The 7,399-nt window shown below is 54.6% G+C and carries 4 protein-coding genes and 4 pseudogenes; 2 read left to right on the top strand and 6 right to left on the bottom strand.

The genetic code is table 11. The features are described from left to right. Positions 1-136: 136 nt before the first annotated feature. From FOY56_RS23065 to FOY56_RS23055, 3 genes and pseudogenes are all read right to left on the bottom strand, one after another. Positions 137-1,567: a DUF6880 family protein gene (locus FOY56_RS23065; RefSeq protein WP_146348504.1), complete on the bottom strand. Its 1,431-nt coding sequence runs from the start codon at positions 1,565-1,567 to the stop codon at positions 137-139. A gap of 153 nt (positions 1,568-1,720) precedes the next feature. Then, complete coding sequence (gene curA / locus FOY56_RS23060) at positions 1,721-2,752, bottom strand: NADPH-dependent curcumin/dihydrocurcumin reductase (RefSeq protein ID WP_146348505.1); 1,032 nt, start codon at positions 2,750-2,752, stop codon at positions 1,721-1,723. 182 nt (positions 2,753-2,934) lie between these two features. Further along, a pseudogene (locus FOY56_RS23055) lies at positions 2,935-3,072 on the bottom strand (IS110 family transposase); the annotation flags it as partial. Positions 3,073-3,209: 137 nt separating this feature from the next. Here FOY56_RS23055 and FOY56_RS23050 point away from each other — a divergent pair. Continuing rightward, positions 3,210-3,503: pseudogene (locus FOY56_RS23050) on the top strand (integrase core domain-containing protein); the annotation flags it as partial. 202 nt (positions 3,504-3,705) lie between these two features. Here FOY56_RS23050 and FOY56_RS23045 read toward each other — a convergent pair. After that, positions 3,706-3,957, bottom strand: a pseudogene (locus tag FOY56_RS23045) (transposase); the annotation flags it as partial. 350 nt (positions 3,958-4,307) lie between these two features. Between FOY56_RS23045 and FOY56_RS23040 the strand changes: the two are divergent. Then, positions 4,308-5,126 (top strand): DUF2189 domain-containing protein, encoded by an 819-nt coding sequence (locus FOY56_RS23040; RefSeq protein WP_146348503.1) that lies wholly within the window; start codon positions 4,308-4,310, stop codon positions 5,124-5,126. Positions 5,127-5,340: 214 nt separating this feature from the next. Here FOY56_RS23040 and FOY56_RS23035 read toward each other — a convergent pair. Together FOY56_RS23035 and FOY56_RS23030 are read right to left on the bottom strand one after the other, a co-directional pair. Then, a pseudogene (locus FOY56_RS23035) lies at positions 5,341-6,222 on the bottom strand (IS5 family transposase). 47 nt (positions 6,223-6,269) lie between these two features. Next, positions 6,270-7,259, bottom strand: a complete 990-nt coding sequence (locus tag FOY56_RS23030; RefSeq protein ID WP_146348502.1) for a hypothetical protein — start codon at positions 7,257-7,259, stop codon at positions 6,270-6,272. Positions 7,260-7,399: the final 140 nt, after the last annotated feature.

Below are 7,399 nucleotides of genomic sequence, written 5' to 3'. Positions count from 1 at the left end.
GGGAAGTGTGTTCACATGGGTCAATTCTCAGTGACAATTCAGGGCGATACCGGGTCAGTTCTCAGTGACATTCAACAGGCGAGGTCCGCATGGCCACTTCCCCTTAAACAAAGACCTACAGACCCCGATCCGAGCGTTAGCGCACTCTTCGCCAGAAAGATGTCTTTCGTTCGTGCTGCGTGTGCAAGTCCGCCAGATAGCTCAGATGCGGCGCGAAAGGGCCGTAATCGCCAATCTCGTGATCCACTGAGGCGCAGTCCATCAGGTGATCGGCTGCGTGGCCATAGCGGGTTGAGCGACCGTCCGTTAGTGAAAAACTGATCATGGCGCGCCACAGCAGAACTGCCGCCAGTGGATACTTCTCCCGCAGGGTTTCAGCAGCTGGTGTCAGAATGTGATAGAGATCGCCATCCAGTTCCGCAGCGCGGCTCTCGATCAGGCGGGCAGCACAGGACAAGTCCGGCCAATCCAAAAAGAATACCAATGCCAGATGCAGGTTCTCAAAGTTCAGAGCCTTGGCTTTTGCACTGTCCTCCGCTTCAATATCATCAAAATCCGGTAGCACCTTGAGATAATCTCGAAGAAGGTCCGGATCGAGCGTCACACAGAAGCGCTCCCAGCGATGCGACTGGGCCTCGTCAATCCGATCAAGCGCGATCAGACAGGCAATGTAAGCCGTATCCCATTCCTTTTGACCCAGCGCGCGCGCCGTGAGGTCTGCACCTGTCAGTCTGTTCAGCGCTTCATCGACCTTTCCTTGCGAGAGCAACAGGTGTGCGACCTCGGCGGCTAGATCAGGACGGGTCAACTCACTCGCCGTGTACTGAGCAATATATGCGTCTGTGTCACCCAGGGCCTCTGCGATCTCTTGCAGACACATTTTGGTGAGACGGTCTTTCTGGTCGCGTGCATAGTTGCCGCTGTCGCTGCGCAGATCCCGCAAGAAGCGAAGTGCTTCATGATCGTCCGGCGACTCATCTGCGGGCATCTCGCCATAAGCTTCAACCAAGCTCCTGAGATGCTGTAAGCCGCCTTCACCCAATGTCGGCGCGAGAAGCCCGATGATCCCGTCAAATTCTCCATAGCCTTTGTCACGCAGGGCATCCCATATGCGGGATGCCAAGGCCGTTGGGGCCAGAACCGCACGGGGGCCAATGGCTTCAAACCTCAATAATGCGGTTCGAAAGACATCGCCCACATCGCCGCGACTGTCATCGACCCGCTCATAAACTGAAGGCGCCAATTCAATGAACTGCCACAGCAAATCAAAGGCTTCCGTCGGCTCCTCTGGCGCGATCTTTTCCGTGATCATTTCCAATTGGGTGTTAAGATCTTTGATCAGGGATTTACGCCTACGCCAACTCACAAAACTGGTCGATTTACGGATCGATATGAGCCGTTTTCTGACATCCCGCGCAAGCTCCGTCGGACCAAGGTTGTGGCTCAACTCAAGACGCAGTCGTCGTTTGATCTCAGCGCTGCCAGTGCTGACCTCGAGTAGAAGATCAGCCAAACGCTCCGATCCGAGCGCAGCCAAGTTGTCTTTGTTGAGGGTTTTTTTCGACATGGGGTCTTTGTTTCATTGGACACCAAGAATGAAAAGCCTGGCTCACGGGTCCACCAGGCGTTCGGTATGTGGCGAACCGCGAGCCAACGAAACGAAGGTGGGCTGCCCCTGAAGCGGTTACTGGGTACCTCAAGGGCGCGATCCAATGGTCGCTCAATCGACCTTTACGACCATTTTTCCGAAGTTACCGCCCACGAGTAGTTGGTTGAACGCCTCAGGTGCTTTCTCCAACCCTTCAACCATGTGTTCTTTGTATTTCACAGAGCCATCCTTGAGCCAGCCCGTCATGTCCTTGGCAAATTCCTGATATACCGACAAAGGGAAACTGTCGAAGATGATAAACCCCTGCATCTTGACCTTCATCCGCAGGATTGTGCCCATTATGACCGGACCCATGTCCGGTCCCTCAGGCAGGCCTGGCAGGTTGTACCATGCCACCATGCCGCAAACCGGCATTCGGGCAAATGGATTAAGCAGCGGCAGCACAGCATAAAGCACTTTGCCACCGACGTTTTCGAAATAGACATCAATCCCGCTCGGACAGGCCACGCGTAGTTGGGCGGCCATATCATCAGCGCGATGGTCGATGCAGGCATCAAAGCCAAGATTTTCGACGACATGCGCGCATTTGTCCGCGCCTCCGGCAATGCCGACGACGCGGCATCCCTTTAGTTTTGCGATCTGCCCGACGGTCGCACCAACCGGACCGGCAGCCGCAGCAACTACAACGGTTTCACCAGGTTTCGGTTCGCCAATCTTTAGAAGCCCCGCGTAGGCCGTGTAGCCGGGCATGCCGAGGATCCCCAATGCCCATGACGGGTTTTCTGGGTTCTTCCCCAAATTGATCACCTGCGTTCCATCGGAAATCGCATAGTCCTGCCAGCCGCTGCCTGACAAAACGAAGTCTCCGGCCTCGTAACCGTCGAGATTTGACGTTGCTACTTGCCCTACAACCTGTCCTGTCATCACCCCGCCGATGGCCACAGGTTCAGCATAGGATTTGGCATCGTTCATACGCCCTCGCATGTATGGGTCCAAAGACAGATATACCGTGCGCACCAGCATCTCGTTCGCGCCAGGCTCTGGAATCTCGTTCATATCCATCCGCAGCGTGTTTTCGTCTGGTTGGCCATTGGGGCGTTCAGCGAGGACGATCTGACGATTGATTTCTGATGTTTGAGGCATTGGACTCTCCACTTGGTGCGGTCTGTCGGAAAAAGAACTCATGTTTGGGGCAGTTTAGAAGGCACGCGTTGGGCCACAAGTTTATAATGCAGATCTGAACTGACATTCCCCAAGTGGCCAGCCAGTTGACGCCAAGACCAATTAATCTGCTCGACCTGCTCGGCCAGATCTCGCCCGAAGAGGAAATCCGCAAGCGTGTTTGTGATCGTCAAACGACGGCGGCGCTTCTTGCCCGGGATACCGATCAGGACCTCGTGCCGGTGTTTTGAAATGTCGATGGCGACCAGCACGGTCGAAGCAGTAATATGGGTGGCGGTCATAGCCGGTCTCCTCATCAGTGTGGTTCATGCAAAACCACTGTTGAGACCTGAGACCCGGTTATGGCCACCCGCTGCGCAATTTGGGGGCTGCGCGCGTGTCCATAACCTATAAACAGCGCTTCTTCCCGACGTGCTACGGCCCGGAGTTCATTGCTCAGGCCGTACAGGACTGGATCAAGGCGGTTGGCGCGAAAACGGCATAGATCTAACCGGGCAGCCCCTGGAAGAACGGATAGTGTGAAAGCTTCAACGCGCGCTTCCGAGACGAGTTCTTGAATGGCGAAATCTTCTACAGCCTGCGAGAAGCCCAAATCCTGATCCAAGAATGGAGGAAACACGACAACAAGATACGCCCGCATAGTGCTCTGGGCTACCGCCCACCAGCGCCGGAAACCATCGTCCAGATGGACCCAAGGCTGGTCATGTACTAACAATCGAATTGGACCACTCAAGTGGGGCTGATCATTGCGGGTCAAGCTATTTGATCTTTTCAGAGCACGACCCGACCCGGCTGTCTGTTAATGGGATGAACCGGCTGCTTCCCCCGGTGGGTTAACCTGAGATGGTTTACCCGAAGAAGAAGGAGAAGTGGCTATGAGACTGAAGAAGGTACAACACCTGTCGGAACTGGCGGTGGACCTCTTCGCAGAGCCGTCGCTCCGACCGGATCCCGAAGCAGTATCCGACCGGAAGCATCCGGATCAGCAGCTCAGGATCGACGGAAGGGCGGCGTGTGTGGCTTTAGAAATCTGCGAGATGGGCCCGGATGCTACTCAGATCAACAAGCCGATCAATCGAGCGCAGCAGGTGGTCTTGTGGAACGTGATCCTCCAGCGAGAACTCATAGAACAACGCGGCTTGTGCTTCCTGCCTCGGTCCCAACATGGCCAACCCTCCCCCAAATAACAGGAGTTGAATCAGCCGTTCAGATCTCAATCAAGGAAGAGTTTTTCAACAAAATCCGCTCGTTGGTGTCGGCCGCAACGAACGCCCAATCCGGACATTCGCCTCGCCTTTAAAATGCTGCGTTGCGGTCCGTCATTCGGGACATCCGCTGCAAGTGCGTGGTCTCACCAACGTTCGCTGCTGGCTATACGGAACTTCACTGCCATGCTCACTTCTTGCCCATATGCCCAACCTGATGCAAAGTTGTTTGCGGAAGAGGGATGCCTGTTTCACCGCGGGTTCTGAAACAAACAGACCAGCGCGATGGCAGGCTTTGGGAGGAGCCCGTCATGACATCCAAGACCACAGGTCCCACACCACCGGACAATCTGACGCCGCAGCAGCCAGCCATGCCCAAGGTCAAAAAGTTGACTGCGGGTGATGTCACCGAGTCGCTGAAGGCCGGGTTTTCCGACTTTCTGGCTCGCCCCTTCATGAGCGGGTTCTTCGGTCTGTTCTATGCGGTTTTCGGAATCCTGTTTGTTTGGTGCCTGGTCTGGCTCGGAAAGATCTGGATGATCATTCCCGCCGCCGTGGGCTTTCCGCTGATCGCACCTTTCGCCGCCGCCGGGCTATATGAAATGTCCTGCCGGTTGCAGAATGAAGAGAGTTTCGGTTGGTCTGAAATCCTCACAGTCATGGCCAATCAACGCAAGCGCGAAATGGGCTGGATGGCCTTTGTAACCCTGTTTGTTTTGTGGGTATGGTTTTATCAGTTTCGGGTTGTTCTGGTGATCGTCCTGCAAGATTCATCCTTCTCGGATTTGGACGGGTTCTTAAACACCGTAATCTTCACACCTCAGGGCTGGACCTTCCTTGCCATTGGCACCTGCGTCGGCGCATTTCTGTCGGCAGTGCTGTTTTCGGTGACCGTCGTTGCCATGCCCATGCTACTCGAACGGGACATCGATTTCGTTTCCGCCATGCTCACGTCCATTCGCGTCGTCGCGGAAAACCCGGTAGTCATGCTCACCTGGGCCGCGATCATCGCGGTCACGATGCTTTTGTCACTGGTTCCCGCGTTTCTGGGCCTGATCTTCACCCTGCCAATCCTTGGCCACACGACATGGCATCTCTACCAGCGGGCCGTAACGCCAGCAGAGGGGTGATCTATCCTGCAATAACCCTGAGCACCTGTGTGCTTTTTAGGCAGATGCGTCGCTTGTGGCCCTAAACCAATATGCACAGTGTCACGGGATGCTGCGATGCGGCTTCTCCGAAGCAGACATTGGCTGCATTGCAGAATTTCGGAAAAGGGGCCCCTACGTCTCAGCTCTATTGGCAAACAAGGAGCGTTGGTTCTTCTTCAAGTAGGCTCAGGACTCATAACCAGTAAATGACGATTGCAGCGAGGGCGATGGCCGACAGGAAGACCCTTGGGCAGCGGTCATAGCGAGTTGCGACACGCCGCCAGTCTTTCAGTCTGCCAAACATGATCTCAATCACTGCCCGGCAGTGCATTGGGCAGCAATGTCACGAGAGGGGCGGTTGCGTCGTTTGTAACGACGCTTGTCGTATCGGATGGCTATCTTGCGTTGCTTGCGACCAGGGATGCAGGCGCGTATCCCTTTGTCTTTCAACGCTTCTCTGAACCAATCAGCGTCATAGCCTCGATCTCCAAGCAGCCAATCGACATCCGGCAGGCCGCTCAGCAGCGCCCGTGCGCCGATGTAATCGCTGACTTGACCGGCGGTCACGAACAGATTCAGCGGACGTCCGTAGCTGTCGCAGATGGCGTGCAGCTTGGTATTCATGCAGCCTTTGGTGCGGCCAATCAGACGCCCGCGCCCCCGTTCGTCGGGAAATTGATCCACTGGATCAATTCCTGATCCTCCTTACTTGACGCCCAAACTGGTCGCTGTCCGGTGGGCCTTCAGATAGGTTGCGTCGATCATCACGGTCTTTTCTTCGCCGTGTTCGGCAGCCAGGCCAGCCATCATTCGGGCAAAGACGCCCTTATCGCTCCATCGTTTCCAGCGGTTGTAGAGCGTCTTGTACGGGCCATATTCCTTCGGCGCATCACGCCAACGCAAGCCATTGCGATTGATGAAGATAATCCCGCTCAGAACACGCCCCCTCTCATTGATTGCTTTGCAATCAACTGCCGGGCAGTGGATCATCTACGCGAGGCTTGCCGTGGGATTTGGGAAAGTAGGGCTCAAGACGCGCCATCTGCGCATCGGACAGCCAGATTAGATCAGACATGTTCATTGCTCGTTTTTCGAACGGTGAATCACGCTGATCGCCGGAAATCAATGGGTCCTGAGCCTAGCGGCGCCAGGAGACATTTCCCACAATCCTTCGCTTTCTTTAATCAATTTGGGTTTGTCCCTGCGACTTTGAGTCAGTGGCTCACCCGCCCATACAAGGACCTTACCTGATGCTTGATCAAGGACGATGCCGCCCGAAAACTGGTAATCAAAGACTGGATGTGGAAGATTGGTATCAAAACGGCCAACAATAGCCCGGTCTTCCAAGAGAAGTAGCAAACGCCCGGTGTCTTCGTTGAACAGCACATCAAAAATCGAGAACGGCGACTGAGAATAGAGGCTGAGAAGATCCTTTATTCTTGCAACTTGTTGCCAAGAACTCTCAGGGTCTTTGCGATACCATATTCTACCTTCGACATGAGCAAAGTCCCCCAACCCTTTAATATCTATTGGGACCGGCATTCTGGGGTCCCAGCCCGGCGGTGGCCGAACCTTCGTTGCTAGGGTTCCGGCAACCTTGTACAGTTCACCTGATTTTGAGACGAAAATCGGGCCGTTGCGATCAAGCCGCCATCGGTCTGTGCGATCAGAATGTGCTCGCCGCCAATCCGGGTCTGCCAGCCCATCCAGATCAGATAAATTGGACAAACCGTGACGCTCAAACTCACCATCCGCTGTAAGCCTAAATAGCGCGGGTTCACGTATCGTAGTATAGGCCCAAGTCTCTCCTTGCCGATCAATTATGGTGTTCGGCATCAAGCGGTTCCAGTTTGAAAGGGGTGGCCCTTCAAATTCGATCAAAGCCCTATCTTCTACGGTCAAAATTTCGTTTCGCCCAAGCTTGATGAAGGAATTCGCAAACCCCGGCACTGTAAGAACCTCAGTCTGGGACCCCCAGTGCTCCATGGAAACCGAGTTGCTGACAGCTAAAGGCACAGCGCAGAATTCTTCAGCATGCAAGACGCTGTTCCACGCGAAAGCAACTGATAGAAAAATCAGAAACCTGTTGAGCATTGCGGCCTTTCTTTGCAACGGACGAATTCCTTCATTGGGGCTACTGAGCTTTGGCTGCGACCTTAATGCAGGCGCCAGATATGTTGAATGTCACTGAGAACTGACCCGGTATTTTCACCGAGATTTGACCCACCGTTAGTTATGCGTTGTGGTTTATG

It is taken from the genome of Falsiphaeobacter marinintestinus (assembly GCF_007923355.1).
Taxonomy (GTDB): Bacteria; Pseudomonadota; Alphaproteobacteria; order Rhodobacterales; family Rhodobacteraceae; genus Phaeobacter_A; species Phaeobacter_A marinintestinus.
Note: the sequence above shows the minus strand (reverse complement) of the source record. Positions and strands in the feature narration are given on the sequence as shown.